The sequence below is a fragment of the Bradyrhizobium genosp. A genome, from assembly GCF_049949275.1.
Classification (GTDB): Bacteria; Pseudomonadota; Alphaproteobacteria; order Rhizobiales; family Xanthobacteraceae; genus Bradyrhizobium.
The window spans coordinates 497,373-520,595 of record NZ_CP188196.1 but is presented as its reverse complement, the minus strand read 5'-3'; the positions used below and the strand labels follow the sequence as shown (position 1 = coordinate 520,595).

Annotated in this window: 21 protein-coding genes; 10 read left to right on the top strand and 11 right to left on the bottom strand. The window is 64.7% G+C overall.

The genetic code is table 11. From position 1 onward, the window contains the following. Positions 1–62: 62 nt before the first annotated feature. From rsfS to ACP2YP_RS02365, 7 genes are all read left to right on the top strand, one after another. Positions 63–419 carry a ribosome silencing factor gene (gene rsfS, locus ACP2YP_RS02395; protein ID WP_426422050.1) on the top strand — a complete coding sequence of 119 codons (357 nt, stop codon included), beginning with the start codon at positions 63–65 and terminating at the stop codon, positions 417–419. A 92-nt stretch (positions 420–511) separates the two neighbouring features. Then, positions 512–994 carry a 23S rRNA (pseudouridine(1915)-N(3))-methyltransferase RlmH gene (rlmH, locus tag ACP2YP_RS02390; RefSeq protein WP_426422049.1) on the top strand — a complete coding sequence of 161 codons (483 nt, stop codon included), beginning with the start codon at positions 512–514 and terminating at the stop codon, positions 992–994. Positions 995–1,025: 31 nt separating this feature from the next. Continuing rightward, positions 1,026–2,393: a murein hydrolase activator EnvC family protein gene (locus tag ACP2YP_RS02385; RefSeq protein WP_426422048.1), complete on the top strand. Its 1,368-nt coding sequence runs from the start codon at positions 1,026–1,028 to the stop codon at positions 2,391–2,393. Further along, positions 2,390–3,751, top strand: coding sequence for a S41 family peptidase (locus ACP2YP_RS02380; RefSeq protein ID WP_426422047.1), 1,362 nt, complete (start codon positions 2,390–2,392; stop codon positions 3,749–3,751). Before ACP2YP_RS02385 ends, ACP2YP_RS02380 begins: the two co-directional genes overlap by 4 nt. 155 nt (positions 3,752–3,906) lie before the next feature. After that, entirely contained in the window at positions 3,907–5,136 is a 1,230-nt protein-coding gene (locus tag ACP2YP_RS02375; protein WP_426422046.1) for a divergent polysaccharide deacetylase family protein, read from the top strand. Positions 5,137–5,208: 72 nt separating this feature from the next. Next, the gene (locus ACP2YP_RS02370) at positions 5,209–5,715 is read left to right on the top strand and encodes an RNA pyrophosphohydrolase (protein ID WP_426422045.1); all 507 of its coding nucleotides are present in this window, start codon (positions 5,209–5,211) and stop codon (positions 5,713–5,715) included. Between the two features lie 62 nt (positions 5,716–5,777). Then, a complete protein-coding gene (locus ACP2YP_RS02365; RefSeq protein ID WP_426422044.1) occupies positions 5,778–6,278 on the top strand; it encodes an RNA pyrophosphohydrolase in 501 nt (166 codons plus the stop codon). Between the two features lie 283 nt (positions 6,279–6,561). Here the strand turns inward: ACP2YP_RS02365 and ACP2YP_RS02360 are convergent, their stop codons facing one another. From ACP2YP_RS02360 to ACP2YP_RS02335, 6 genes are all read right to left on the bottom strand, one after another. Continuing rightward, a complete protein-coding gene (locus ACP2YP_RS02360) occupies positions 6,562–8,211 on the bottom strand; it encodes an adenylate/guanylate cyclase domain-containing protein (protein ID WP_426422043.1) in 1,650 nt (549 codons plus the stop codon). 148 nt (positions 8,212–8,359) lie between these two features. After that, positions 8,360–8,767 (bottom strand): F0F1 ATP synthase subunit epsilon, encoded by a 408-nt coding sequence (locus ACP2YP_RS02355; protein WP_426422042.1) that lies wholly within the window; start codon positions 8,765–8,767, stop codon positions 8,360–8,362. 91 nt (positions 8,768–8,858) lie between these two features. Next, positions 8,859–10,298: a F0F1 ATP synthase subunit beta gene (atpD, locus tag ACP2YP_RS02350; RefSeq protein ID WP_426422041.1), complete on the bottom strand. Its 1,440-nt coding sequence runs from the start codon at positions 10,296–10,298 to the stop codon at positions 8,859–8,861. Between the two features lie 52 nt (positions 10,299–10,350). Continuing rightward, positions 10,351–11,223 carry a F0F1 ATP synthase subunit gamma gene (locus ACP2YP_RS02345; protein ID WP_426422040.1) on the bottom strand — a complete coding sequence of 291 codons (873 nt, stop codon included), beginning with the start codon at positions 11,221–11,223 and terminating at the stop codon, positions 10,351–10,353. Positions 11,224–11,396: 173 nt separating this feature from the next. Continuing rightward, positions 11,397–12,926 (bottom strand): F0F1 ATP synthase subunit alpha, encoded by a 1,530-nt coding sequence (gene atpA / locus ACP2YP_RS02340; RefSeq protein WP_426422039.1) that lies wholly within the window; start codon positions 12,924–12,926, stop codon positions 11,397–11,399. After that, entirely contained in the window at positions 12,926–13,486 is a 561-nt protein-coding gene (locus ACP2YP_RS02335; RefSeq protein ID WP_426422038.1) for a F0F1 ATP synthase subunit delta, read from the bottom strand. The genes atpA and ACP2YP_RS02335 overlap by 1 nt, the downstream gene beginning before the upstream one ends. A 647-nt stretch (positions 13,487–14,133) precedes the next feature. On the opposite strand from ACP2YP_RS02335, the gene ACP2YP_RS02330 reads away from it, so the two are divergent. Further along, positions 14,134–14,631 (top strand): septal ring lytic transglycosylase RlpA family protein, encoded by a 498-nt coding sequence (locus tag ACP2YP_RS02330; protein WP_426422037.1) that lies wholly within the window; start codon positions 14,134–14,136, stop codon positions 14,629–14,631. A gap of 223 nt (positions 14,632–14,854) precedes the next feature. On the opposite strand, the gene ACP2YP_RS02325 is transcribed toward ACP2YP_RS02330, so the two are convergent. Further along, a complete protein-coding gene (locus ACP2YP_RS02325; RefSeq protein WP_426422036.1) occupies positions 14,855–17,065 on the bottom strand; it encodes a primosomal protein N' in 2,211 nt (736 codons plus the stop codon). Positions 17,066–17,178: 113 nt separating this feature from the next. On the opposite strand from ACP2YP_RS02325, the gene ACP2YP_RS02320 reads away from it, so the two are divergent. After that, positions 17,179–18,144, top strand: a complete 966-nt coding sequence (locus ACP2YP_RS02320; RefSeq protein WP_426422035.1) for a tyrosine recombinase XerC — start codon at positions 17,179–17,181, stop codon at positions 18,142–18,144. Positions 18,145–18,279: 135 nt separating this feature from the next. Further along, a complete protein-coding gene (locus ACP2YP_RS02315; protein ID WP_426422034.1) occupies positions 18,280–18,873 on the top strand; it encodes a DUF4337 domain-containing protein in 594 nt (197 codons plus the stop codon). A 142-nt stretch (positions 18,874–19,015) separates the two neighbouring features. Here ACP2YP_RS02315 and ACP2YP_RS02310 read toward each other — a convergent pair whose 3' ends face one another. From ACP2YP_RS02310 to odhB, 4 genes are read right to left on the bottom strand one after another with little or no spacing between them, the layout of a single operon-like run. Continuing rightward, entirely contained in the window at positions 19,016–19,546 is a 531-nt protein-coding gene (locus tag ACP2YP_RS02310) for a hypothetical protein (protein ID WP_426422033.1), read from the bottom strand. Between the two features lie 34 nt (positions 19,547–19,580). Next, positions 19,581–20,981, bottom strand: a complete 1,401-nt coding sequence (gene lpdA / locus ACP2YP_RS02305) for a dihydrolipoyl dehydrogenase (RefSeq protein WP_426422032.1) — start codon at positions 20,979–20,981, stop codon at positions 19,581–19,583. 38 nt (positions 20,982–21,019) lie between these two features. Continuing rightward, positions 21,020–21,781, bottom strand: coding sequence for an SDR family oxidoreductase (locus ACP2YP_RS02300; protein ID WP_426422031.1), 762 nt, complete (start codon positions 21,779–21,781; stop codon positions 21,020–21,022). A gap of 55 nt (positions 21,782–21,836) precedes the next feature. Further along, a complete protein-coding gene (gene odhB, locus ACP2YP_RS02295; protein WP_426422030.1) occupies positions 21,837–23,084 on the bottom strand; it encodes a 2-oxoglutarate dehydrogenase complex dihydrolipoyllysine-residue succinyltransferase in 1,248 nt (415 codons plus the stop codon). Positions 23,085–23,223: the final 139 nt, after the last annotated feature.

Genomic DNA, 23,223 nt, shown 5'->3' with positions numbered 1-23,223 from the left:
CGAAGTCTGTTTTACCCAAGGCTACGAAACCGACGCGTAAAACATCGACCAAAGCTGCAGCCTTGGAGGCGCAACCCGACGCCGACAAGACGCTGAACCTGATCCTCTCCCGCCTCGAGGACATGAAGGCGGAAGAGACGGTCACCATCGACCTTCGCGGCAAATCGGCATACTCCGACTACATGATCGTCACCACCGGCCGGGTGAACCGGCACGTTGGCGCGATCGCGGAGAACGTCGCAAAGGGCCTCAAGGAAACCGGTATCAAGAACATCCACGTCGAGGGCTTGCCCAATTGCGACTGGGTGCTGATCGATTCCGGCGATGTGATCGTGCACGTGTTCAGACCCGAGGTCCGTGAGTTCTACAATCTCGAGAGATTGTACACGCAGGGCCCAGGGGCGGCGAAGGCGATCTAAACGACCTGGCCGATTTCGAATCGGCTGGCGCGCATGCTAGCGTCGTGCGCGCGCGGAATGCGCGCGGTCTGGAAACGCGACCCTAAAACCTCATGCGTGTTGCTGTCATTGCGGTGGGCCGGCTGAAGCACGGCCCCGAGCGGGAGCTTGCCGATCGCTATTTCGAGCGGTTCGACGAGGCTGGCCGCAAGCTCGGATTCCGCGAGCTCACCATCCATGAAATCCCTGAGAGCCGCGCGCGCGACACCGCGACGCGAATGGCTGAAGAGGCCGCGGCGATCGCCGCGCATATTCCCGAAAAATCGATTCTGGTGGCGATGGACGAGCGCGGACAAAACCTCGATTCCACCGTATTCGCACGGAATCTCGGGCGCTGGCGCGACGAGGGCGCCGGTCATACTATCTTCCTGATCGGAGGGGCGGACGGACTTTCGCCCGAATTGCGCCGTAAGGCCAAGCTTGCGATCGCGTTCGGCTCTGCGACCTGGCCGCATCAAATGGTCCGCGTCATGCTTCTGGAACAGCTGTATCGGGCCGCCACCATTCTGGCCGGCCACCCCTATCATCGCGCGTGATTCGCGCCACAACGAGCACCTTGCCGACGAGATGCGAGCGCCGATCCTCAATTTGCTGCTGATTGCGAGCTGCGCCGGCGCAAGCCTCTTCGCTGAAGAAAGCCTCGCGCAAGCTCAGACGGCGGCGCCGGCGCCACAGACCGCGGCCATCTCGCCAGACGCCATCAAGCAGCGCGAGCAGGAGCTGGAAGCCGCGCGCGCAAGCAAGAAGAGCGCGGAGGACGCGCAGGCCAAGCTGAAGGCGGAGATCACCTCGCTCGGCCAGGACCGCACCCAGCTCAATCAGCAATTGATCGACACCGCCGCCAATGTCCGAACCGTCGAGACCAAGATCGACGAGGCCGAGGCGCGACTAAGGACGCTGAACGGCCGCGAGCAGCAGGCGCGCACCTCGCTCGATTCGCGCCGCGCCGACATCGTCGAGGTGCTGGCGGCCCTGCAGCGCGCCGGACGACGCACCCCGCCTGCGCTGCTGGTGCGGCCCGAAGATGCGCTGCAATCGCTGCGCACCGCGATGCTGCTCGGCGCCGTCGTGCCGGAATTGCGCGGCCGCGCCGAGAAGATCGCGGGCGAGCTCGGCGAGCTCGTTGGCTTGCGCAAGAGCATCGCTAGCGAACGCGACCAGCTCGCCTCCGACCGCGACAAGATCCGCAGCGACCAGACCCGGCTCACCGCCCTGGTCGACGAACGGCAGCGCCAGCAGTCCTCGCGCGAAAAGGACCTCGACGCCGAGAATTCACGCGCCATCACGCTGTCAAAGCAAGTCGGCGATCTCCAGGGGCTGATCGCCAAGATGGAGCAGGATCTGCAAAGCGCGGCCAAGGCGGCTGAGAAGGCGGCCGAGGCCGCAAAGCAGGCCGAGGCCAAGGAGGCCAAGGCAGCAGCGGCAAACGCGGCCGCCAATGCCAAACCCGGCCCGGCCGCGTTCAAGGACCGCTCCCGGACCAGCCCGGCCATCCTGTTCGCCTCAGCGAAGGGACTCCTGCCGTTGCCGGTTAACGGTAACAAGATCAGGGACTTTGGCGGTTCCGACGGGGTCGGCGGGGTCCAGAAGGGCATTTCGCTGGCAAGCAAGCCCGGTTCGCAGGTCACAACGCCGTGCGACGGCTGGGTGGTCTATGCCGGCCCGTTCCGCAGCTACGGACAACTCTTGATCCTCAATGCCGGTGGCGGGTATCATGTCCTGATCGCCGGGATGGAGCGCATTTCGGTTAACATCGGTCAGTTTGTGCTCACGGGGGAGCCGGTCGCGACGATGGGGTCGACCTCTCAAGTCGCCTCCATTCTCGCCACGAACGCGAGTCAACCTGTGCTGTATGTCGAGTTCCGCAAAGACGGCACTCCAATCGATCCAGGCCCATGGTGGGCCGCAAATGAAGGCGAGAAGGTTCGCGGATGATGCGCAAGACTTCAGTTATCCTCCTCAGCGCGGCCACCGGTGCGGCGCTGACGCTGTTCGTGACGCAGCCGCGCGCGGTGTTCATGGGCTCCAGCGCGCGAGCCGCGACCGCTGACACCTATCGCCAGCTCAATCTGTTCGGCGACGTCTTCGAGCGCGTGCGCTCCGACTATGTCGAGAAGCCCGACGACACCAAGCTGATCGAATCCGCGATCAGCGGCATGCTCACGGGTCTCGATCCGCATTCGAGCTACATGGACGCCAAGAGCTTCCGCGACATGCAGGTGCAGACCCGCGGCGAGTTCGGCGGCCTCGGCATCGAGGTCACCATGGAAGACGGCCTGATCAAGGTGGTCTCTCCGATCGACGATACGCCCGCCTCGCGCGCCGGCGTCATGGCCAACGACATCATCACCAATCTCGACGATGAAGCGGTGCAGGGCCTGACCCTGAACCAGGCGGTCGAGAAGATGCGCGGCCCCGTCAACACCAAGATCAAGCTCAAGATCATTCGCAAGGGCCAGGACAATCCGATCGACGTCACGCTGGTGCGCGACAACATCCGCGTCCGTTCGGTGCGTGCGCGCGTCGAGGCCGACGACATCGCCTATATCCGCATCACCACCTTCAACGAGCAGACCACCGAAGGCCTGAAGAGGGAGGTTGCCAACCTCTCGACCCAGATCGGCGACAAGCTCAAGGGCTACATCATCGACCTCCGCAACAACCCGGGCGGCCTGCTCGAGGAGGCCGTCACCGTGTCCGACTCGTTCCTGGAGAAGGGCGAGATCGTGTCGACCCGCGGCCGCAATGCCGAGGAGACCCAGCGCCGCACCGCGCATGCGGGCGACCTCACCAAGGGCAAGCCGGTCATCGTGCTGGTCAACGGCGGTTCGGCCTCGGCGTCGGAAATCGTCGCCGGCGCGCTGCAGGACCACAAGCGCGCGACCATCGTCGGCACGCGCTCGTTCGGCAAGGGCTCGGTGCAGACCATCATCCCGCTCGGCTCAGGCAACGGCGCGCTGCGCCTCACCACCGCGCGCTACTACACGCCGTCTGGCAAGTCGATCCAGGCCAAGGGCATCGTGCCCGACATCGAAGTGCTCCAGGACGTGCCGGACGAGCTGAAGTCGCGCACCGACACCAAGGGCGAGGCTTCGTTGCGCGGCCATCTCAAGAACGACGGCGACGAGAAGACCGGCTCGCAGTCCTACGTCCCGCCGGATGCCAAGGACGACAAGGCGCTCAAGCTCGCCGACGATTTGCTCCACGGCATCAAGAACAGCGCCTCCGCGGCGCCGACGCCCGGCAGCGCCACCGATAAGGCGGCAGCCGACAAGCCCAAAGCGGCGAACTAAGGCCGCGAATTAAGCGCGACCGACGCGACCTTACGAAAAGGGCGGCTCCGGGAGCCGCCCTTTTTGCTTGGAACTCCTGACGTCCCCGGCCTATCCCGGCCTGCCGCCGCTTGACCTCGGCGTGGTATCGTCGGTGGAGTGATTCGGGATCTCGCATGACTGAAACGGCCGATGATCTGAGCGCCCCGCTCGGACAGGACAAGCCGCGCCGGAAACGGCGGCTGCGGCTGCCGTTCACGGCCATGCAACTGCTGGCGGTCATGCTCGGCCTGTTCCTAGTCGCCTTCGCCGGCTTCGCCATCTTCAACAAGGACCCGCTCGGCGGCGAGCCGGTAACGCGGATCGCGATCCGCGATCCCAATGCCACAGACAAAGCCACCGACGAGAAGCCCCCCGCCGGCCATGGCGAAGAGCAGGCTCAAGAGAGCAAGCACGCGACCAAGGAGGCGCCGAAAGAGCCCGCCTCCGGCGAGCGCAAGACCGTCACCATGATCGACGGCTCGACCGGCGCGCGCCACGACGTGGTGATCGGCGCAGGCGAGGTCGCCGACAAGGGCGAGGCTTCCGCTGCGCCGGCCGTCATGGCCGGGATCGATCCAAAACTGCTGGAGAAATCCCGCTACGGCATGATTCCCGTGATGTCAGGCGACCTCAAGCCGTTCAACGTCTACGCCGCCGAGGCCGACCGCGCCAAGGCCGCGAAGATGCCTGTGGTGGCGATCGTGATCGGCGGCCTCGGTGTCGGCGCCGCCAAGACCACCGATGCGATCATGAAGCTGCCGGGCGCGGTGACGCTGGCCTTCACGCCCTATGGCGCCGACCCCGGCAAGCTCGCCGAGCGCGCCCGCGCCCAGCGCCACGAGATCTTCCTCCAGATCCCAATGGAGCCCTACGACTTCCCGGACAACGATCCGGGGCCGCAGACGCTGCTGACCTCGCTCACCGTCGACCAGAACACCGACCGCCTGTACTGGCACCTCAGCCGGATGCAGGGCTATGCCGGCATCACCAATTTCATGGGCGCCCGCTTCGTCGCGACCGAGGCGGCGATGCAGCCGATCATCCGCGAGGCCTCCAAGCGCGGGCTCGGCTTCTTCGACGACGGCTCCTCGCCCCGCAGCATCGCGCCGCAGGCCGCGGGCAGCCTGGCCGTGCCGTTCGGCAAGGGCGACATCGCGCTCGACGCGGTGCCGACCCCGACCGAGATCGACCGCGCCCTGAACAAGCTGGAATCGGTGGCCCGGGAACGCGGCGTTGCCGTCGGCACCGCCACTGCGCTGCCAGTCTCGATCGAGCGGGTCGGCGCCTGGATCAAGACATTGAGCGACCGGGGTATCCTTTTGGTGCCATTGACAACCGCGATGCTGAAATCAAAATCCAGCTAAATCAACGAATTGGTACGCCACGGGCGCAAGCGCCCGAAGGGCGTGCCGACAGTACGCGAGGGGTTTGGCGGAATGGCGCGTTATGAGGATCTGCCCTACCGAACCTGCGTCGGTGTAATGCTGATCAATGCGAAGGGCCTGGTGTTCATCGGTCGTCGTGCCGGCGGCATCGAGCATGTCGACGACAGCCATGTCTGGCAGATGCCGCAGGGCGGGGTCGATCCGGGCGAAGACAATTGGGACGCCGCGAAACGCGAGCTCTATGAAGAGACCAGCGTGCGCTCGATCGAGCGGCTCGGCGAGGTTCCGGACTGGCTGATCTACGACATCCCGCGCACGGTGGCGGGGCGCGCCTGGAAAGGCCGCTACCGCGGCCAGCGCCAGAAATGGTTCGCGGTGCGCTTCACCGGCAAGGACAGTGAGATCAACGTCGAGAAGCCCGGTGGCGGCGGCCACAAGGCCGAATTCGTCAACTGGCGCTGGGAGCCGATGAAAAACCTCCCCGAGCTGATTGTCCCGTTCAAGCGCCCGGTCTACGAGCGCGTGGTGAAGGAATTTTCGGCGCTCGCCGATGACTAAATCAAATTGTCATCCCGGCTTTGGTGCTAAGGCATCGCCGGACTGACAATGAAAGATCCCACGTGACGAACGAAAAACCCTACCGTCCCAACGTGGGCATCGCCCTCTTCAATGCCGACGGCCGCGTGCTGATCGGGCACCGCTTCAAGGGCGATGGCCCCGAGATCATCCTGCCCGGCCTCGACTGGCAGATGCCGCAAGGGGGCGTCGACGAGGGCGAGGTCTTGCGCGATGCCGCCATGCGCGAGCTCTGGGAGGAAACCAGCGTCGTCAGCGCCGACTATCTCGGCGAGACCGACTGGCTCACTTACGAATTCCCGCCCTATGACGGCCCGCAGACGCATCGGCTGGCAAAATTTCGCGGCCAGCGCCAAAAGTGGTTTGCGCTGCGCTTCACCGGCAAGGATGACGAAATCGATCCGCTGACGCCGCGCAACGGCCAGCCCGCGGAATTCGATGCCTGGCGCTGGGAGCGCCTCGACCGTGTCGCCGACATCGTGGTGCCGTTCCGCCGCGAGGTCTATCGCGCGGTAGCCGAGCGGTTCGCGCCCTTCGCAAACTGAAACCGCGAAAACAACCCCACGCACAGTAGAACGGGGTTGAGATCATTAGAGGATTTTCACCGGAAATTTGCGCGCGAGGGGTGCACCACTTTCTCGTTCCCCCCTTGCGGGGGAGGGGCAGGGAGGGGGGTGCCACACGGGGATTCCATCCATCGCACACCGCCTCGGTGCTTCACTAACCGCTACCTTTTTCCTGGGCTACCCCTCTCCCTAGCCCTCCCCCGCAAGGGGGGAGGGAACCTACCTCCGTCGGGGCGCGAGTCGGGCCTAATCAGAATTCGCGCTAATTCGTCGGTCCGACCGTGAACGGGCCGATCGCGATCACGTGGCAGTCGCTGTCGTGCTTGACGCAATCGGCAAGCGCGCCGTTGACGGCGGTCTGCTCGTCGGCGGCCTTCAGGCCGAGGCCGGGACGGCCCGCAGTGCCGACGGCAACCGCGTTCCAACCCATGCCGTCTCCGAGCTTGCGCACCACCTCATCACGCGCATCGGCCACGATCGAGGAATTGGTCGCGGCGTGGAAGAAGCCGTTGGGCTTGAGCAGGGTCGGGATCGGCACGACGAAATTGTCGTCGACCGCCACGATCATGCAGGCCGATCCCGCGATTGCACCGCACGATTCCAGCGAACGCCGCGCCGTCTCGTCGACCGATGACGCCCCCAGCACCATGTAGTACTGCCCGCCCGGACCGAGTGCGACCGAGCGGGATTTTGCCGCCGGCGCGTAGATGTTCTCGACCCGGGTCCTGGCCTGATCACGCAGCATTGGAAAGTCTTTCGACGCGAACGGGCGTTCGGTCATGGTGTCGTGCCGCACCCAGGGCTGTGGCGGCATTGGCGGACTGCCATGGCTGTACACGACCTTGTTGCCGACCGCGTAGAGCTCGCAGCGCCGCGGGTTTTGTGCGGCGTCCGAGCGCTTCTGGCACTGGTCGAGCGCGGCATTGCGCGCGGCCTCCTCGTTCGGCTGATTGAGCGATGAGCCGGTAAAGCCGCCGATGTTCAGGGCGAAGGCCTTGTAATCGCCGGCGGCGGCATATTCGTTGCCGAAATAGGCGCGCTGGCGCTCGCCGATGAACGGCACCGCGTCGACGAGGATCTTGCCGACTGATGCGGCCGGCGGCGACAAGCTCGGCGTTGCACCCGCCGCGGCAATCTGCGTCGGCGTCGGTGAGGGCTCCGGCGCCTTTGTCGCAATCGTCGGCGTCGGGCTCGGGGCTGGCGCAGTGACAGGGCTCGGCGCGGGCGCAGCCGCGGTCGATTTGACCTGGGTGGTCTCGAGCTTGGTGAAATAAAGGAAGCCGCCGACGCCGATCGCGACGACGGAGACCACGCCGACCACCAGCGGCCACATCCAGTTCGGCGCGGGCTCCGGCTTGGCGACCTTCTTCAGCTGCGGCGTCGCATAAGTCCCGTCCTCGCGCCGCATCGCCACCATATAGGCGTGCACCGGCGTCGGGATGTTCTTCACTTCCTGCGCGCCGATATCGGCGAACTGCACCGAGAGCTTGTTGACGACCTGCTCATGCACCGCGCGGGAGACGCAGATGCCGCCGACTTCCGCCAGCCCCTCGAGCCGGGCTGCGATATTGACGCCGTCGCCGAGGAGATCGCCGTCACGCTCGACCACGTCGCCGATGGTGATGCCGATGCGGAACGACATCTGCCGGCTCGGCGGATAGGCCATGTTGCGGGTTCGCAAGCTTTCCTGGATGTCGATCGCGCAGCGCACGGCGTCGACCGCGCTCGGGAATTCCGCGAGCACGGCATCGCCCGCGGTGTTGAAGATCCGGCCGTTCGCTTTTGCGATGAAATCGTCGACGACCGAGCGATAGGACGCCAGACGCCGCAGCGTCTCTTCCTCGTCTTCCGCGACCAGCCTCGAGTAACCGGCAATATCGGCTGCGAAAATCGCTGCGATCTTGCGTTTCATCTGTGACCCGCCCCGGAACAAATTGCGCGCGCGCAGAATGCCGCTATCTCCGGCGCGGTGCAACAAAGTTTCAGCGCCCGCCACTTTCGTGACGAGCGCTGAACTTGTTCAGGAATTTCTTGTGAGCCCCGAAGCGGTGCCCCGGGGCTTAGTGCATAGCCGTCGAGTTGAGCTGCTGCTGGATGCTCTTGTAGTGATCGAGCCGCTCGATAGCCTGATCGAGCTCGCTGCCTTCGTGCTCCTTCAGCCCCTCTTCCATCTCCGAGATGGTCTCGGCGAACTGGGCTCGGTCGAGCTCAGCCAGCGACGTCGCGACGTCGGCGAGCACGGTCAGGCCCTTCTCCGAGACTTCGGCAAGACCGCCGAGCACGATGATCTTCTCGTGCCTACCGCTGGTGGTGACGGTGAGGATGCCGGGGCGGATCGCAGCCACGACCGGCGCATGACCCGCCAGCACGCCGAAGTCACCCTCGACGCCGGGAATGTCGACCTGGTCAACCTCGCCCGAGAACGCGAGCTTTTCCGGAGAGACGAGATCGAAGTGGAAGGTGGCCATGGTGTACCTGCGAATAGCGAATAGCGAATGGCGAGTAGCGAACCGAACGGGAGCAGCCTCTATTCGCTACTCCCTATTCGCCATTCGCCCCTCAGGCGGCCTCGGCCAGCTTCTTGCCCTTCTCGACCGCCTCTTCGATGGTGCCGACCATGTAGAAGGCGGCTTCCGGCAGGTGGTCATACTTGCCTTCGCAGAGGCCGCGGAAGCCCTTGATGGTGTCCGCCAGGTCGACGAACTTGCCGGGCGAGCCGGTGAAGACTTCGGCGACGTGGAACGGCTGCGACAGGAAGCGCTCGATCTTGCGGGCGCGGGCCACGGTCAGCTTGTCCTCTTCCGAAAGCTCGTCCATGCCGAGAATGGCGATGATGTCCTGAAGCGACTTGTAGCGCTGCAGCACCTGCTGGACCTGACGCGCGGTGTCGTAGTGCTCCTGACCGACGACGAGCGGCGAGAGCATGCGCGAGGTCGAGTCGAGCGGGTCCACCGCGGGGTAGATGCCCTTTTCCGAGATCGCACGGTTCAGCACAGTGGTGGCGTCCAAATGCGCGAACGAGGTCGCGGGCGCCGGGTCGGTCAAGTCGTCGGCCGGAACGTAGATGGCCTGCACCGAGGTGATCGAGCCCTTCTGCGTGGTGGTGATGCGCTCCTGCAGCGCGCCCATGTCGGTGGCGAGCGTCGGCTGATAACCCACGGCGCTCGGAATACGGCCGAGCAGCGCCGACACTTCCGAACCGGCTTGCGTGAAGCGGAAGATGTTGTCGACGAAGAACAGCACGTCCTGGCCCTGGTCGCGGAAGTGCTCGGCGACGGTCAGACCGGTGAGGCCGACGCGGGCGCGGGCGCCGGGCGGCTCGTTCATCTGACCGAACACCAGCGCGCACTTCGACTTCACGCTCGGATCCGGATTGTGCGGATCGGCGTTGACCTTGGACTCGATGAACTCGTGATAGAGGTCGTTGCCCTCGCGGGTACGCTCGCCGACGCCGGCGAACACGGAGTAACCGCCGTGCGCCTTGGCGACGTTGTTGATCAGCTCCTGAATCAGCACGGTCTTGCCGACGCCGGCGCCGCCGAACAGGCCGATCTTGCCGCCCTTCGCATACGGAGCAAGAAGATCGACGACCTTGATGCCGGTGACAAGAATTTCAGCTTCGGTCGACTGGTCGGTATAGCTCGGCGCTTCCTGGTGGATGGCGCGGTTGCCTTCAGACTGGATCGGACCCGCTTCGTCGATCGGCTCGCCGATGACGTTCATGATGCGGCCGAGCGTACCGGCGCCGACCGGAACCGAGATCGGCTGGCCGGTGTCGGTCACTTCCTGGCCGCGCACCAGACCCTCGGTCACGTCCATCGCGATCGTGCGCACGGTGGATTCACCGAGATGCTGCGCGACTTCCAGCACGAGGCGGATGTTGCCGTTCTTGGTTTCCAGCGAATTGAGAATGGCCGGGAGGTGGCCCTCGAACTGGACGTCGACGACGGCGCCCATGACCTGGGTGACGCGACCGACCGGGTTAGCTGCTGTAGCCATGAAGCTCTCCTTCGAAATTCTGTACTTGAACGACCGTCGTTTGGTTCGTGCGTCAGACCGCCTCGGCGCCGGAGATGATCTCGATCAGCTCCTTGGTGATCTGGGCTTGACGGGTTCGGTTGTAGATCTGGGTTTGCTTGCGGATCATTTCGCCGGCGTTGCGGGTGGCGTTGTCCATCGAGCTCATCTGCGCGCCGTAGAACGAGGCGTTGTTTTCCAGCAGCGCACGGAAGATCTGGACCGCGATATTGCGCGGCAGCAGGCCGGCGAGAATCTCGTCCTCTTCCGGCTCGTATTCGTAGGACGTGGTGTTGGCAGCGGCGCCCGCCTCGACGACCAGCGGGATGACCAGCTGGGCGGTCGGGATCTGCGCGATCACCGAGCGGAAGCGCGAGTAGAACAGCGTGCAGACGTCGAACTCGCCGTTGTCGAAGCGCGCCAAAACCTTCTTGGCGATGTCCTCGGCATTGACGAAACCGAGCTGGCGAACGCTGCGCAAATCGAGATGCTCGACGATCTGCTTGTCGAACTGGCGGCGGAGCTGCTCGTAACCCTTGCGGCCGACGCAGAAGAATTTCACGTCCTTGCCCTGGTTCATCAGGGCCAGCGCGCGCTCGCGGGCAAGACGCACGATCGAGGAGTTGAAGGCGCCGGACAGGCCGCGCTCGCCGGTACAAACCAGCAGCAGGTGAACCTGATCGTTGCCGGTGCCGGCCAGCAGCACTGGTGCGCCGGGCGAGCCCGCAGCGGCGCTGGCGATATTGGAAATCACCGCGCTCATCTTGTCGGCATAGGGCCGCGCCGCCTCGGCCGCTTGCTGCGCGCGGCGCAATCTGGACGCCGCGACCATCTGCATGGCCTTGGTGATCTTCTGCGTCGCCTTGGTCGAGGCGATGCGAACCCGCATGTCTTTAAGTGACGCCATTCTTCGTTCACCCCGGCGATCAGCCTGTGGCTGGACCGCGACCCTATCCTGTCGTCATGCTCGGGCTTGTCCCGGGCATCCACGTCTTTGTCTCCACGCGGTGACGCGTGGCGGCCGGGACATCAAATGCGAAGACGCGCTTCGCGCTTTAGCCCGGCCATGACGGCTCTCAATTACACGAAGCTCTTCGCGAAACCTTCGACCACCGACTTCAGCTTGGCGGCGCTGTCGTCGGAGAGGTCACGGCTGTCGCGGATCGCATTGAGGATCTCGACGTTCTTGCCGCGCAGCAGCGACAACAAACCGTCCTCGAACGCGCGCACCTTGTTGACCGGCAGCGGATCGAGATAGCCGTTGGTGCCGGCCCAGATCACGCAAACCTGCTCTTCCATCTTCAGCGGCGAGAACTGCGGCTGCTTCAAGAGTTCCGTCAGGCGCGAGCCGCGATTGAGCAGGCGCTGGGTCGAGGCGTCGAGGTCGGAGCCGAACTGCGCGAACGCCGCCATTTCGCGGTACTGCGCGAGCTCGCCCTTGATCTTGCCAGCGACCTTCTTGGTGGCCTTAGTCTGCGCCGAGGAGCCGACGCGCGACACCGATAGACCGACGTTCACCGCGGGACGGATGCCCTGGAAGAACAGGTCGGTTTCCAGGAAGATCTGACCGTCGGTGATCGAGATGACGTTGGTCGGGATGTAGGCCGACACGTCGTTGGCCTGGGTTTCGATGACCGGCAGCGCCGTCAGCGAGCCCGAGCCCTGGTCCTTGTTCAGCTTCGCCGCGCGCTCGAGCAGGCGGGAGTGCAGATAGAACACGTCGCCAGGATAGGCTTCGCGGCCCGGCGGGCGGCGCAGCAGCAGCGACATCTGGCGGTAGGCGACGGCCTGCTTGGACAGATCGTCATAGATGATGACGGCGTGCATGCCGTTGTCGCGGAAGTACTCGCCCATGGTGCAGCCCGTGAACGGCGCGATGTACTGCATCGGGGCCGGATCCGAAGCGGTCGCGGCGACGATGATCGAGTACTCGAGCGCACCCTGCTCTTCCAGCACCTTCACGAACTGGGCAACCGTCGAACGCTTCTGGCCGATCGCGACGTAGACGCAATACAGCTTGATGTTCTCGTCGGGCTGCGCGTTGAGCGGCTTCTGGTTCAGGATGGTGTCGAGCGCGATCGCGGTCTTGCCGGTCTGACGATCGCCGATGATCAGCTCGCGCTGGCCGCGGCCGATCGGGATCAGGGCGTCGATCGCCTTGAGGCCGGTCGCCATCGGCTCGTTCACCGACTTGCGCGGAATGATGCCGGGCGCCTTGACGTCGACGCGCATGCGCTTGTCGGCCTGGATCGGGCCCTTGCCGTCGATCGGATTGCCGAGCGCGTCGACGACTCGGCCGAGCAGGCCCTTGCCGACCGGCGCGTCCACGATGGCGCGGGTGCGCTTGACGGTCTGGCCTTCCTTGATCTCGCGGTCGGCGCCGAAAATAACGATACCGACGTTGTCGGTCTCGAGGTTCAGCGCCATGCCGCGGGTGCCGTTCTCGAACTCGACCATTTCGCCGGCCTGGACGTTGTCCAGACCGTAGACGCGGGCGATACCGTCGCCGACGGACAGCACCTGTCCGACTTCGGAGACTTCAGCTTCCTGGCCGAAATTCTTGATCTGGTCCTTGAGGATCGCGGAAATTTCCGCGGCGCGGATGTCCATCAGCCTGCCTCTTTCATCGCGTGCTTGATCGAATTGAGTTTGGTGCGAAGCGAGCTATCGATCATGCGGCTGCCAAGCTTCACGACGAGGCCACCGATGATCGAGGGATCGATCTTCACGTTGAGCGCGACGTCCTTGCCGGTCACCGACTTCAGGGCAACCTTGAGGGCGTCGAGATTCTTGTCCGAGAGCGCTTCCGCCACGGTGACGTCGGCCGTCGCCTCGCCCTTGAACCTGGCGACGAGGGCGCGGTAGGCGCGGATGACGTCACCCACCACGAACAGGCGGCGGTTGGCGGTCAGCACTTTCAGGAAATTGGCGGAGATGCCGGCGACGCCCGCCTTGTCCAGGACGGCCGAGAGGGCCTTGGACTGGGCGTCAGCCGCGAAAACCGGACTGCGGACGAGGCGCTTGAGATCAGCGCTTTCGTTGAGCAGACCCTCGAACTTGTCGAGATCGGCTTTGACCTCGTCGACCACCTTCTGGTCGCGGGCCAGTTCAAACAAGGCCGTTGCATAACGGCCGGACACACCTGAAACGGACGTATCTTCTGCAGCCACAGACGCGCTCTTTTAGCTGTCAAATTCGCAAGGGAAAAACCGTCGCCACGAAGCGGCGCCTAGCGATCCAAGCCCTTGGAATTCAAGCGGGACTTTGATTTTCGGCCGACACGGGACATGCCGGGTCCGTTAAAATCGCGGCTTTGCTAACATAGCAGGCGCGCACGTGCAACATGACGGCAACTTAAAGGCTTGGTTGCTTATCGCCAGTTCGTCGCACGCCGGGATGATCAAATCGCCCACATCTCAGGGACCTGCCACGCCACGGAATTGCCGTGAGCCTTACGGCGGCAATCGTCCCATTCGTTCCTGTCCCCAGCGCATAGCGGCCATGAACACAGCTCGCTGAGCCGTGACTGCGGCCGCCTCGGCATCGTCCGCCGAATACTTATCCAATTCTAAACCTAAAGAATAACAAGCTTCGCTTTACAGTATTCATGAGTAATCGATCAGTTAATGAATCGTTAAAGCGAAAGATTACGGAACATCGAACGAATATCGTTTCAGATCACAAGATATTTCATCGCGACACGGAACGGATTTACTGCCCAATTCACGCCTCATTGCAAAAGGAAACGCCAACCCGCTCACAAACTGATGGGGGCTCCACTTGCCACATATGTGGCATTACTAGCAGGGACCACTAAATGCTATCTTTGAAGACGCTGGGCACTATGACCCGGCCGCGTACGGCGATCGCTTTCGTTGCTGCAACTCTCCTCGTCGGTGGAACTGCCACCGAAGCTTCCGCAAAATCCAGGCATCACCACCGCACCTCTCACCATCACCGCCAGGACGATACCAACGCGACCTCCGATTGGCGCAACGCCAATGCGGCGATGACGCCGTCCTCGGGCACCGGCCACAGCTTCTCGGGCATGGCCTCGTTTTACGGCAACGAGTCCGGCAGCCGGACCGCGTCGGGCCAGCGCTTCAACCAGAACGCCATGACCGCGGCGCACCGTTCGCTGCCGTTCGGCACCAAGCTGCGCGTCACCCATGGCGGCTCGAGCGTCATCGTCACCATCAATGACCGTGGCCCGTTCGTGCGCGGCCGCGTGCTCGACCTCTCCACCGGCGCTGCCCGCGCCATCGGCCTCACCGGTGCCGGCGTCGGCCGCGTCACCGCGGAAGTCGTCTCCTAACGGCGTTCGACGCGCCTCATCCCACACGCGCAGTTTTTATCATCGTCCGCAGGGACATGAGCAGTTTGATGCGCGCGTGAAACAAGCCCGTGGTCTTGGGGGACCGCGGGCTTTTTGTTTGGCTGGTCATTGCGAGCGCAGCGAAGCAATCCAGAATCTTTCCGGGGAGGGACTCTGGATTGCTTCGCTTCGCTCGCAATGACGTGGAGAGAGCGGTGGGGCCCTACAAAAAGCTCTGCGGATCGACGTCGACCTCGAGCTTCTGATTGCCCTTCGGCTTCGGACACACCGCGAGCCAGTTGCGCAAATAATCCGAGAGATCAAAACCGCGCGCCGATTTCACCAGGATGCGGAAACGATAGCGGCCCTTGATCACGGCGAGCGGGGCTTCCGCCGGGCCCAGCACCACCACGCGTTCGTCGCGCGGCGCCAGTGCAACGAGCCTGCGACCCAAGCCCTCCGCGCTCGGACGGTCGCCTGCAGAAATGATCAGGCTCGCGAGCCGGCCGAACGGCGGATAGAGCGTGCGCTCGCGCAGATCGATCTCGCTGTCGTAGAAGGCCTCGCGGTCGCAGGCGATCAGCGCCTTCATCACGGGATGATCGGGCTGATGGGTCTGGAGATAGCCGACGCCACGGCCCTGCTCGCGCCCGGCGCGGCCGATCACCTGGTTGAGCAATTGCCAGGTGCGTTCCGCCGCACGCGGATCGCCATTGCTAAGGCCCAGATCCGCATCGACCACGCCGACCAGATTGAGCCGCGGGAAATTGTGGCCCTTGGCGACGAGCTGCGTGCCGATGATGATGTCGACCCGGCCCTCGGCGATCTCGGCAAGCTCGCTGCGCATCGTCTCGATCGAGGTGATGAGATCGCTCGACAGCACCATGGTGCGCGCTTCCGGAAACAGCGCGGCCGCCTCCTCCTGCAGGCGCTCGACGCCGGGCCCGACGGCCACAAGCGATTCCTCCGCCGCGCAATGCGGGCAGGTCTGCGGGCGCGGCATTGAGAAACCGCAGTGGTGACAAACGAGGCGCTGGCGAAAACGGTGATCGACCAGCCAGGCATCGCAGATGGTGCAGGCGAAGCGATGGCCGCAGCCGCGGCACAAGGTCAGCGGCGCATAGCCGCGGCGATTGAGGAACAGCAGCGCCTGCTCGCGCTTCTCGATCGCGGTTCTGATCTGGCCTGCCAATCGCGGCGAGATGAAGCGGCCGCGCGCCGGCGGCTCGCGGCGCATGTCGATCGCCTCGATATGCGGCATATGCTGGCCGCCGAAGCGCGACGGCAGCGCGACGCGCTGATAGCGGTTCTTGCGCGCATTGACCTCGGATTCGACCGACGGCGTGGCTGAGGCCAGCACGATCGGGATCTTGGCGATATGCGCGCGCACCACGGCCATGTCGCGGGCGTGATAATGCACGCCCTCGTCCTGCTTGTAGGCCTGGTCGTGCTCCTCATCGACCACGATGAGGCCGAGATTGGCGTAAGGCAGAAACAGCGCCGAGCGCGCGCCGACCACGACCGGCGCTGAGCCTTCCGAGATCGCGGCCCAATTGCGTGCGCGGGTGCGCGGCGTCAGCTCTGAGTGCCACTCGATCGGCCGCACGCCAAAACGTTGCGCGAAACGGTCGAGGAACTGGCCGGTGAGCGCGATCTCCGGCATCAGGATCAGCGTCTGCTTGCCGCAGCGGATCGTTTCCGCGACCGCCTCGAAATAGACCTCGGTCTTGCCCGAGCCGGTGACACCGTCGAGCAGCGCGACGTGAAAGCTGCCGTTGGCCGCGAGCGCGCGCATCGCATCGACGCCGGCACGCTGTAGCGGCGAAAAATCCGGCCGGCCGAACTCCGGATCGGGCGCCGGCGGCGGTGGTGGCGGCGGCATCGGCTCGACCGTGAGCGTGCCTTCATCGACCAGGCCGTCGATCACGCCGGCCGACACGCCGGCTTCCTTGGCGGCCTCGGATTTGCCGTGCAGCAGCCGGTCCGACAGCACCTCGATCACGCGCTGGCGCGCCGGCGTCAGCCGCTTGGGGGGATCGCCGGCCAGGCGCACGCCGGCGCGCGTCCGCTCGGGACCGAGGTTCTCGCCCATGCGCAGGCACATGCGCAGCACCATGCCGCGCGGGCTCAGCGTGTAATTGGCGACCCAGTCGACGACCGCGCGCAGCTCACCCTTCAGCGGGGAAACGTCGAGCTTCTCACTGACCTCCTTGAGGCGGTTATGCAGGCGCGGATCGGGATTGGCGTTTTCCGCCCAGACCACGGCGAGCACCTCGCGGGCCCCAAGCGGCACGCCGACGAGATCGCCGGCCTTCAGCTCCATGCCGCGCGGCACCTTGTAGGAATAGGTCTGGTCGAGCGCGACCGGCACCAGCACGTCGACCATGAGGGTCGCGTTGGCGGGGGCGGCGTTGCTGCGCGACGATTGATCCATGAGCCGAGAATCGGAACCTTGGGGGCTTTGAGGCTAACGCCCCGGGGCGGCCTTAGCGAACAGTAAACGGGTGTGATGCGATATACTGTGCGGAATCATTACGTCCAGAGCGCATGAGCAAAGCGGCCGCCCCACCACTCGAGCTCGCCAGCGCCGATCCCTCGATCGCGCAGGAGATGACGCGCTGGCTGGCGCATCTCGGCGCTGAGCGGCGGCTGTCGCCGAAGACGCTGGAGGCTTATGGCCGCGACCTCAGGCAGTGCCTGGATTTTCTCTGTGCCCATTGGGGCGAGCGCGTGACGCTCAAGCGCTTCGCCGCGCTGGAAGCCACCGACATCCGCGCCTTCATGGCGATGCGTCGCGCCGACGATATTGCCGGCCGCTCCCTGATGCGCGCGCTGGCGGGCCTGCGCTCCTTCGGCCGTTTTCTCGAGCGCGAAGGCAAGGGCAAGGTCGGCGCACTCTCCGCGATCCGCGCGCCAAAGGTCGCAAAAACCTTGCCAAAGCCGCTGCCGATGGCATCGGCCAAGCGCCTGGCTGACGCCGACGAGCGCGCCGGCGAGGATCGCGAGACCTGGATCCTGGTGCGCGACGCCGCCGTGATGGCCTTGCTGTATGGATCGGGCCTGCGCATCTCCGAGGCGCTTGGCCTGAAGCGCCGAGAGGTGCCGAAGGCAGGCGAAGGCGACGTGCTCGTCGTAACAGGCAAAGGCAACAAGACGCGCATGGTGCCGGTGCTGCAAAACGTGCTGGCGCTGGTGCAGGACTATGTCTCGATGTGCCCGCATGCGCTGCCGCCGGAGGGACCGATCTTCGTCGGCGCGCGCGGCGGTCCGCTCAGCCCGCGGATCATCCAGCTCGCGATGGAGCGGCTGCGCGGCGCGCTCGGCCTACCCGACAGCGCTACGCCACATGCGCTGCGACATTCCTTCGCGACGCATCTGCTGTCGCGCGGCGGCGACTTGCGCGCCATCCAGGAATTGCTCGGCCATTCCTCGCTCTCGACCACGCAGATCTATACCGGCATCGATTCCGAGCGGCTGCTGGAGGTCTACGCGAGCGCGCATCCAAGACGCTGAAGAGCCGCTGAAAGAGCCGCTGAAGAGCTCGCTGATTCCTGACATCAAGCTGTCATAGCCAGCTCCTGCCCCGCATGCCTCTTGCGCAGGCCGCGCGGTTCGGTCAATCGTGCGGAATCGACACAGGAGGGACTCATGAGCGCACACGAAAGCATGGAGCACGCCGAGCATGCCGAGCACGCATCTGCCGAGAACAGGAAGATCGCCCTCCTGATCGCGGTGCTGGCGCTGTTCCTGGCGATCTCGGAAACGCTCGGCAAGGGCGCGCAGACAGAATCCATCAGCAAGAACGTCGAGGCTTCCAATCTCTGGGCGTTCTTCCAGGCCAAGAGCATCCGCCGCACCGTCGTGCAGACCGCCGCCGACCAGGGCAAGCTGACGCTGGGCAGCGCCACCGACGACGCCATGAAGGCCGCGGTGCAGAAGCAGATCGACGATTGGCAGAAGACCGCGGCGCGCTACCGCTCCGAGCCCGAGACCGGCGAAGGCACCGAGCAGCTCGCCGAGAAGGCCAAGCACGCCGAGCATGAACGCGACGAGGCAACCGCGAAATACCACCACTTCGAGCTGGCCTCGGCCGCCTTCCAGATCGGCATCGTGCTGGCATCCGCCACCATCATCACCGGCATGCTGCCGCTCGCCTGGATCGCCGGCCTCTTGACGCTCGCCGGACTCGGCATGACCGTGCTCGGCGCATGGGCGCCGCACCTGTTGCATCTGCACGGGTAGGCACCGCTACGCGCACCGCTGTCATGCCCCGGCTGGACCGGGGCATCCAGTACGCCGCGGCTTCCCGGTTCTAATCTCGCTGTCTCTGGAATACTGGATCGCCCGGTCAAGCCGGGCGATGACAGTGTGTGTGGCGAGAAGTTTAGCGCGCCTCGTGCACGCTCTTGCGAAAGCGCTGGATCAGACGGAGCGTGCGGGAGGACCAGCCTTCGCCGTTGCCTTTGATCAGCTCGCGAATGCGACACTTGACCGGCTCGACCAGCTCGGTCGCCTTGGCACGCAGCCGTAGCACCAGCTCATAGAGCCGCTCGAACCAGTGCATCTCCAGCAGCTTGTCGCGGGTGACGTCGAACAGGAAGGCGGTGACGCCGACGCCGAGCATCTTTGCGAACAGAAACGTGGATACGCCGGTCAGCCAATATTCGTGGGTAAGCAGCCACAGGCCGATCAGCTTGAGCGGAAACAGCGGCAAGATCGGAACGGCGAACACGATCAGCGTCATTGCCGGCGACAGCGCATCGACGCGCTCCGCCAGCCATTCCTTTGCGCGCGCGAGCGGGATGCGTGCGACAACCCGCGCGACGATCGGTTCGAGGTGGTCCCACAGCCAAGCTTCGATCAGGAAGATGATCGCCAGCAGGACCCAGACCGGTTGAAGAAGGCGGCGCAGCATATGTTTCCCGCCCGATTCGGCTCTGGGCGCGCTCCTACATATGGATGGCCCGCTTGCCGACTGCAAGCGCGGCTTCCTTGACGGCCTCCGAGCGGGTCGGATGCGCGTGGCAGGTGCGGGCGAGATCTTCCGCACTGCCGCCAAACTCCATGAGAACGCAGGCTTCATGGATCATTTCGCCGGCCTCGATGCCGATGATGTGTACGCCGAGCACGCGATCGGTCTTCGCATCTGCGAGAATCTTCACAAAGCCTTCGGTGGTCTGGTTGACCTTGGAGCGGCCGTTGGCGGTAAAGGGAAACTTCCCGACGGTATAAGCGACGCCCGCCTGCTTCAGCTCCTCCTCGGTCTTGCCGACGGAGGACACTTCCGGGGTGGTATACACGACGCCTGGAATAACGTCGTAGTTCACGTGGCCGGCTTGCCCGGCGATGATCTCCGCAACAGCCACGCCTTCATCCTCGGCCTTGTGCGCGAGCATGGGGCCCGCGACGACGTCGCCGATGGCATAGACGCCCTTCAGGCTGGTGGCGAAATGCGGATCGATCTGCACGCGACCGCGATTGTCCAGCGCAACGCCGGCTTCCTTGAGGCCGAGCCCATCGGTGTAGGGCACGCGGCCGATGCAGACGAGCACGACATCAGCCTCGATGGTCTCGGCCGCGCCACCCGCAGCAGGTTCGATCTTCGCAAGTAGTGCCTTGCTGTTCACTTCGACGCCGGTGACCTTCGAACCAAGCTTGAATGCAAATCCCTGCTTTTCCAGGATGCGCTGGAACTGCTTCGCGATCTCACCGTCCATGCCGGGCAGGATGCGATCGAGGAATTCGACGACCATGACTTCGGACCCGAGTCTGCGCCACACCGAGCCGAGCTCAAGCCCGATCACGCCGGCGCCGATGACCAGTAATCTCCCCGGCACCTTCTCCAGCGACAGCGCGCCGGTCGACGACACGATACGCTTCTCGTCGATCTCGATGCCCTTGAGACGCGCGATGTCCGAGCCGGTGGCGATCACGATGTTCTTGGTCTCGATCGTCTGCGACTTGCCATCGGCGGAGACTTCGACCTTGCCGGTGCCCAAAATCTTGCCGGTGCCCTTGAGCACGTCGACCCTGTTCTTCTTCATCAGGAACTCGACGCCCTTGACGTTGCCGTCGATGCCCTGCTGCTTGAAGTTCATCATCGCCGGCAATTCGAGCTTCGGCGCGGAGACGCTGACGCCCATCTTGGCGAAGGAGTGCCCGGCTTCCTCAAACATCTCGGAGGCATGCAGCAGCGCCTTGGACGGCATGCAGCCGACATTGAGGCAGGTGCCGCCGAGGGTGGCGTCCTTTTCGACCACGGCGACTTTCATGCCGAGCTGGCTTGCGCGCACCGCGCAGACATAACCGCCAGGTCCGGTGCCGATGACGACGAGATCGTAGGTAGCCATGAGAGAAAGTCCCGTAAGTTTAGCGTGGTGAGGATGTGTCAGCGTCCGCCGGACACATCGAGAATGGCTGAGGTGACGTAAGAGGCATCGTCCGACATCAGCCAGACGATCGCGTTGGCAATTTCATCCGCAGTGCCGACGCGCTTCATCGGCACCATATGGGCCAGACGATGGGCGCGGTCGGGCTCGCCGCCGGCGGCGTGGATTTCGGTGTCGATCAGGCCTGGGCGAATACCGGCGACGCGAATGCCTTCGCTGGCGACCTCATAGCCGAGGCCGATGGTGAAGGAATCGATCGCACCCTTGGACGCGGCATAATCGACATAGGTGTTCGGCGCGCCGAGCTTGGCAGCAACCGATGACAGATTGACGATGACGCCGCCCTTGCCGCCATGCTTGGTCGACATCCGCTTGACGGCTTCGCGCGCGCACAGGATCGAGCCGGTGACGTTGACCGCCATCACGCGCTGGATGCGCTCGGCCGACATCTCGTCGACACGCACGCCGCTCTTGCCGACGATGCCGCCATTGTTGACGAGTGCGGCAAGCGTGCCGAACTCGTCGGCTTCCTTGAACAGATCGATGATGTCGCTTTCCTCGGCGACGTCGCACTTCACGGGAATCGCCTTGCCATTGCCGGCCGCGATCTCGGCGACCACCTCGGCGGCGGCCTCCTTGTTGCTGGCATAGCCGACGACGACGCGGTAGCCGCGCGCGGCCGCCGCAAGCGCGGTCGCGCGCCCAATGCCGCGGCTGCCGCCGGTGATGACAACGACTTTATCTGTCACACGCGCCTCCATGGTTCGACACGCGCCGTCGCGCGAGAGGGCGACGGCGCTCGCAAAGCATCAGGGATCAGAGATCGAGCACCAGGCGGGCCGGATCTTCCAGGCTCTCCTTGACGCGAACCAGGAAGGTGACGGCTTCCTTGCCGTCGATGACGCGGTGATCGTAGGACAGCGCCAGATACATCATTGGGCGAACCTCGATCTTGCCGCCGACGACCATCGGGCGCTCCTGGATCTTGTGCATGCCCAAGATGCCGGACTGCGGCGCGTTCAGGATCGGGGTCGACATCAGCGAGCCATAGATGCCGCCATTGGTGATGGTGAAGGTGCCACCCTGCATCTCGTCGATCTTGAGCTGACCGTCACGGGCGCGGCGGCCGAAATCGGCGATGCCTTTTTCGATGTCGGCGATCGACTTGTGGTCGCAGTCGCGCACCACGGGCACGACCAGGCCCTTGTCAGTGCCGACGGCAACGCCGATGTGGTAGTAGTTCTTGTAGATCAAATCGGTGCCGTCGATCTCGGCGTTGACGGCCGGGATGTCCTTCAGCGCCTGCACGACGGCCTTGGTGAAGAAGCCCATGAAGCCGAGCTTCGAGCCGTGCTTCTTCTCGAACGCATCCTTGTAGTGTGCGCGCAGCGCCATGACGTTGGTCATGTCGACCTCGTTGAAGGTCGTCAGCATGGCCGCGGTGTTCTGCACGTCCTTGAGGCGGCGCGCGATGGTCTGGCGCAGGCGGGTCATCTTGACGCGCTCTTCGCGGGCAGCGTCATCGGCCGGCGAGGGGCTGCGCATCTGCACGGCGGCGGCGGGCTGGTTGACCGGAGTCGGCGCAGAGGCCGCGCGCTCGATCGCGGCGAGCATGTCGCCCTTGGTGACGCGGCCGTCCTTGCCGGAGCCCGGAACGGTCGAGGCGTCGATGCCGGTCTCGGCGGAAAGTTTTCGCACGGAAGGCGCGAGCGGCGCATCGGCCGGCGGCGCCTTCGGCGCGGCGGGAGCAGTAGCCGGAGCCGCGGCGGCGGGCGCCGGAGCAGCAGCAGCGGGCTTGGCGGGCGCAGCGGCCGGCTTGGCGCCGGCAGCACCGTCCGTGATCTGGCCGAGCAGCGCGCCGACCGCAACGGTCGTGCCATCGGCGGCGATGATCTCGCTCAGCATGCCGGCAGACGGCGCCGGGACTTCGATGGTGACCTTGTCGGTCTCGAGCTCCACCAAGGGCTCGTCGACGGCGACGGCGTCGCCGGCTTTCTTGAACCAGCGGCCGATGGTGGCCTCGGTGACGGATTCGCCGAGCGTCGGCACACGAATTTCAGTCATGGTCTTTTCCTTAAGGAGATCGCGAGTAGCGGTCATGAATTCCGAATGCCATCGGCCGGCGAAAAGCAGGCCATCCAGCAAACCGGGACGTATCGCATTCACGAGGACGTCACGGGTTACTGGATGCCCCGCCTTGTGC

What these genes read in the sequence shown, in the direction of transcription:
- rlmH (WP_426422049.1), top strand. Translation starts at nt 512, where the DNA reads ATGCGTGTTGCTGTCATTGCGGTGGGCCGGCTGAAGCACGGCCCCGAG.
- ACP2YP_RS02385 (WP_426422048.1), top strand. Translation starts at nt 1,026, where the DNA reads ATGCGAGCGCCGATCCTCAATTTGCTGCTGATTGCGAGCTGCGCCGGC.
- ACP2YP_RS02380 (WP_426422047.1), top strand. Translation starts at nt 2,390, where the DNA reads ATGATGCGCAAGACTTCAGTTATCCTCCTCAGCGCGGCCACCGGTGCG.
- ACP2YP_RS02375 (WP_426422046.1), top strand. Translation starts at nt 3,907, where the DNA reads ATGACTGAAACGGCCGATGATCTGAGCGCCCCGCTCGGACAGGACAAG.
- ACP2YP_RS02370 (WP_426422045.1), top strand. Translation starts at nt 5,209, where the DNA reads ATGGCGCGTTATGAGGATCTGCCCTACCGAACCTGCGTCGGTGTAATG.
- ACP2YP_RS02360 (WP_426422043.1), bottom strand. Translation starts at nt 8,211, where the DNA reads ATGAAACGCAAGATCGCAGCGATTTTCGCAGCCGATATTGCCGGTTAC.
- ACP2YP_RS02355 (WP_426422042.1), bottom strand. Translation starts at nt 8,767, where the DNA reads ATGGCCACCTTCCACTTCGATCTCGTCTCTCCGGAAAAGCTCGCGTTC.
- atpD (WP_426422041.1), bottom strand. Translation starts at nt 10,298, where the DNA reads ATGGCTACAGCAGCTAACCCGGTCGGTCGCGTCACCCAGGTCATGGGC.
- ACP2YP_RS02345 (WP_426422040.1), bottom strand. Translation starts at nt 11,223, where the DNA reads ATGGCGTCACTTAAAGACATGCGGGTTCGCATCGCCTCGACCAAGGCG.
- atpA (WP_426422039.1), bottom strand. Translation starts at nt 12,926, where the DNA reads ATGGACATCCGCGCCGCGGAAATTTCCGCGATCCTCAAGGACCAGATC.
- ACP2YP_RS02330 (WP_426422037.1), top strand. Translation starts at nt 14,134, where the DNA reads ATGCTATCTTTGAAGACGCTGGGCACTATGACCCGGCCGCGTACGGCG.
- ACP2YP_RS02325 (WP_426422036.1), bottom strand. Translation starts at nt 17,065, where the DNA reads ATGGATCAATCGTCGCGCAGCAACGCCGCCCCCGCCAACGCGACCCTC.
- ACP2YP_RS02320 (WP_426422035.1), top strand. Translation starts at nt 17,179, where the DNA reads ATGAGCAAAGCGGCCGCCCCACCACTCGAGCTCGCCAGCGCCGATCCC.
- ACP2YP_RS02315 (WP_426422034.1), top strand. Translation starts at nt 18,280, where the DNA reads ATGAGCGCACACGAAAGCATGGAGCACGCCGAGCATGCCGAGCACGCA.
- ACP2YP_RS02310 (WP_426422033.1), bottom strand. Translation starts at nt 19,546, where the DNA reads ATGCTGCGCCGCCTTCTTCAACCGGTCTGGGTCCTGCTGGCGATCATC.
- lpdA (WP_426422032.1), bottom strand. Translation starts at nt 20,981, where the DNA reads ATGGCTACCTACGATCTCGTCGTCATCGGCACCGGACCTGGCGGTTAT.
- ACP2YP_RS02300 (WP_426422031.1), bottom strand. Translation starts at nt 21,781, where the DNA reads ATGGAGGCGCGTGTGACAGATAAAGTCGTTGTCATCACCGGCGGCAGC.
- odhB (WP_426422030.1), bottom strand. Translation starts at nt 23,084, where the DNA reads ATGACTGAAATTCGTGTGCCGACGCTCGGCGAATCCGTCACCGAGGCC.